The organism is Streptomyces sp. BE303 (genome assembly GCF_036290945.1).
Taxonomy (GTDB): Bacteria; Actinomycetota; Actinomycetes; order Streptomycetales; family Streptomycetaceae; genus Kitasatospora.
The window spans coordinates 1-1,093 of record NZ_JAQYWZ010000196.1 but is presented as its reverse complement, the minus strand read 5'-3'; the positions used below and the strand labels follow the sequence as shown (position 1 = coordinate 1,093).

Below are 1,093 nucleotides of genomic sequence, written 5' to 3'. Positions count from 1 at the left end.
GCGCCTACAACACCAACGATCTGCTCAATGTCGGCCCCCGGCCGGACGGCACCCTGGTACCCGTCCAAGAAGCGGCTCTCACCACTATCGGGCAGTGGATGAACACCAACGGCGCCTCGATCCACGGAGCGTCCAGCAGTCCCCTTGTGAAGCCCTCGTGGGGGCAGACGACCCGCAAGGGCGACAAGGTCTACCTTCACGTCTTCAACTGGCCTGCTTCGGGCAGCGGTCTCCACATCGCCAAACAGAACACTGCCGCGGCGTTCACCCTCAGCAACCCCCGCGTCCTGGGCAGCGCCCAGACCGTCACCCTCACGCCCTCGGGAGATGGCTACGACATCATCCCGTCGGGCGGCGTCACCAGCGCGATCGACACCGTCATCGAGACGACCATCACCACCGCCCCCGCCACGGCCACTGGCGCCGGTACTGGTCTCAAGGCCCAGTTCTGGAACAACACCACCGCAACCGGCACACCCGCCGTCACACGCACCGACGCCGGAATCAACTACGCCTGGCGCTACAGCGGATCCCCCGCACCCACCATCCAGACCGACAACTTCTCCGCACGCTGGACCGGGGAGATCCAGCCACAACACAGCGAGCGCTACACCTTCTCCACCATCTCCAACGGAAAGATCAAGGTCACCGTCAACGGCCAGGAGGTGATCAACGCGGCACAGCACAGCACGACCCGCACCGACACCGGAGGGATCTCGCTCCAAGCCGGACAGCGCTACAGCATCCAGGTGGACTACACCGCCTACACTGGAGAGGCATACGCCCAACTGGCCTGGTCGAGCCCAAACCAGAAGGCACAGGTCGTCCCCGCGGCCCAGCTCTACCCAAGTAGCCAGGGGATCAACGTGGCATTGGGACGGCCGGCCACCCAGTCCTCCACCTGGGGCGGCGCTTCCGCGGCCCTAGCCGTGGACGGCAACACCAACGGCCTGTTCTTCTCCGGCTCCGTCACCCACACCAACTCGGACGCCAACGCCTGGTGGCAGACCGACCTCGGTGGTGTCACCCCGATCAACAACATCAAGATCAACTCGCGCACCGATGGCTACCGCGACCGCAGCAACAACGCCTC

1 protein-coding gene is annotated in these 1,093 nt (G+C 65.2%); it reads left to right on the top strand.

Annotation, left to right across the window (positions count from 1 at the left end):
- Window positions 1-98 precede the first annotated feature (98 nt).
- Window positions 99-1,093: PA14 domain-containing protein (locus tag PUR56_RS01130; RefSeq protein WP_329947462.1), on the top strand; the 995-nt coding region annotated here is incomplete at its 3' end.